A 2,412-nucleotide genomic window follows, 5' to 3' on the forward strand; every position below is an offset into this window, starting at 1 on the left:
CGTAACCGTTCATTCTACGCCGTCTTCCAGCCCTAATTCCCGCGCGATAATCTGAACTCCTGAATTTACAGGAGAACGATCATGGCAAGAATTCATCGCAGCGCCGCGCAGTGGCAACATTTTATTGAGTTATGGCAGGCTTCAGGCCAAAGCGCCGCCCAATTTTGTAAAACGCATGACTTGGGTTACGTCAGTTTTTGCAAATGGCGTCAGCGATTTAGTGCTGATGAGCAACAACATTCACCGACTCAATTTATTGATTTATCAACCCTGACGCAAACCCCTGGTGCTGCTCGCTGGAGTATCGTGCTGAGTTTGGGCAATGGTGTTGAACTCAAATTGAATCAACTCTGATGTTTGCGGCCGCTTCCCAACAAAAAATATGGCTCTGTACCAGCGCGGTGGATATGCGTAAATCCTTCAAAGGTTTAATTGCACAGGTGCGCAATCAACTGAAGCTTGAGCCGCAAAGTGGCCATTATTTTGTCTTCGTCAACCAGCGCAAAACCCAGATGAAAGTGCTGTACTTCGAGCCATCCGGCTATTGCATCTGGGCCAAACGACTCGAGCAAGGTCAGTTCCCGGTGAAATCCCATGCCGATGGGCAATGTGCACTCAGTACCGGTGGCCTGCAAATGATCATTGACGGGATCACCGTGATTGCCCACAAACAATCGAAGCGCTATCTGCAGCAAAAACAATGACTTTTTAGTAGCATTACCGCCATGAAAACAAGCACCGATATCTCATCTGCTGATCTCGCAGCCCACGCCGAAGCGCTGGTGAAACTCACCAGCGAGAAAGCGTTGCTGCAAGAGGAAAACGACGCGCTCAAGCGCCGGGTCGCCTGGTTTGAGAATCAGTTGTTTGGTCAAAAAAGTGAAAAACGCCCACAGATTGATGCGGCACAATTGAGTTTATTGGGCGATGACAGTGCACCCATCACCGGGCCTGAAGGTGACAACGAGCAAATCACGTATACCCGCAAGCAAAACCAGAAACAGCGGCCGGATGATTGCGTTAATGACAGCGGCCTGCGCTTTAGCGACAAGGTGCCGGTAAAAATCATCACCCTCATCCCGGATGAATTGAAGGGCGAAGATGCTGATTTGTATGAAGTGATTGGCACCAAAAGCACCTTCCGCTTATCACAGCGCCCAGCGAGCTTCGTGGTCTTGCGGTTTGACCGTCAGGTACTGAAGAAAAAAGACAGTGAAGCGATATTGCCGAGTCCTGCGCCATTTAACGTGCTGGATAAAAGCATTGCCGATGTCAGTTTGCTAACAGGTTTACTGGTCGATAAATTCCAGTATCACTTGCCGCTCTACCGGCAACATCAGCGTTTAACAGACGCTGGCATCACCTTAAGTCGCAGCACACTCACCAATGTGGTGCGCCGCGCCATTGATTTACTGTATCCGATTGCAGATGCACAGCTTGCCAGTATCCTTGAAAGTAAAGTGTTGGCAATGGACGAGACGCCCATTAAGGCGGGCAAAGCGGGGCCCGGTAAACTCAAACAGAGCTACTTCTGGCCGGTGTATGGCGATAAAGACGAAATCGCCTTTACCTTCTCGACCAGCCGGGGCCGGCAACATATTGAAACGGTGCTCAAATCCCGCTTTAAAGGCACGTTGCTCAGTGATGGTTACAGCGCCTATGCCAGTTACGCTAAAGCCAACGATGAACTCATTCACGCACAATGCTGGGTGCACAGCCGTCGGCAGTTTATTGAAGCGGAAAAAGACATGCCAGAGCTTGCGGCAGAAGCCATTGGCCAAATCGCTAAACTGTATCAAATTGAAGAAACCATCAAACAGCAAAAACTCAGCGGCGAGAAGAAACGCGATTACAGGCTGCACTATAGCAAACCGATTGTCGATGGCTTCTTCGACTGGAGCTTGCAGTTGATTGAAACCAAGACGTTTTTACCCAAAGACCCGCTACTTAAAGCCATTAACTACGTGCGAAGTAAAGAAACTGCGCTCAGAGTCTTCTTGGAGGACCCTGACGTCCCCATGGATACCAATCATCTGGAGCGGGCGCTACGCCCCATCCCGATGGGCCGTAAAAATTGGCTGTTCTGCTGGACGGAGCTTGGCGCTGAGCATGTGGGCGTCATCCAAAGCCTGGTCAGCACCTGCAAATTGCACGATATCAACGTCTACGATTACCTGACGGACGTGCTGCTGCGGATCAACCACCATCCGGCAAGCAAGGTACATGAGCTGACGCCGAGATTGTGGAAAGAACAGTTTGCAGGTTCGCTTCTGCGCTCAGAGCTGTTTACCAAAACCGATGCTGCGGTAGAATGACCGACGAAAAATACGCCGGAGGCCGCATGCACATTGACGAACTGTCTTTAGACGAACTATTGGATTTAAACGAGCAAATCTGCCTGCGGATAGATTA

Annotated in this window: 3 protein-coding genes; all 3 read left to right on the plus strand. The window is 50.2% G+C overall.

From position 1 onward, the window contains the following. Positions 1-81 precede the first annotated feature (81 nt). The 3 genes from tnpA to tnpC are packed head-to-tail and all read left to right on the plus strand — an operon-like array spanning position 82 to position 2,315. Positions 82-354, plus strand: coding sequence for an IS66 family insertion sequence element accessory protein TnpA (gene tnpA, locus IEW88_RS18585; protein WP_185148670.1), 273 nt, complete (start codon positions 82-84; stop codon positions 352-354). Further along, a complete protein-coding gene (tnpB, locus tag IEW88_RS18590; protein ID WP_147905571.1) occupies positions 354-704 on the plus strand; it encodes an IS66 family insertion sequence element accessory protein TnpB in 351 nt (116 codons plus the stop codon). The genes tnpA and tnpB overlap by 1 nt, the downstream gene beginning before the upstream one ends. Before the next feature lie 21 nt (positions 705-725). After that, positions 726-2,315 (plus strand): IS66 family transposase, encoded by a 1,590-nt coding sequence (tnpC, locus tag IEW88_RS18595; protein WP_147905572.1) that lies wholly within the window; start codon positions 726-728, stop codon positions 2,313-2,315. Positions 2,316-2,412: the final 97 nt, after the last annotated feature.

This window comes from Rheinheimera tangshanensis (genome assembly GCF_014645135.1).
Lineage (GTDB): Bacteria > Pseudomonadota > Gammaproteobacteria > Enterobacterales > Alteromonadaceae > Pararheinheimera > Pararheinheimera tangshanensis.

Excerpts from the sequence above, each read along its gene's own strand:
- tnpA (WP_185148670.1), top strand. The coding sequence starts at position 82 with ATGGCAAGAATTCATCGCAGCGCCGCGCAGTGGCAACATTTTATTGAG.
- tnpB (WP_147905571.1), top strand. The coding sequence starts at position 354 with ATGTTTGCGGCCGCTTCCCAACAAAAAATATGGCTCTGTACCAGCGCG.
- tnpC (WP_147905572.1), top strand. The coding sequence starts at position 726 with ATGAAAACAAGCACCGATATCTCATCTGCTGATCTCGCAGCCCACGCC.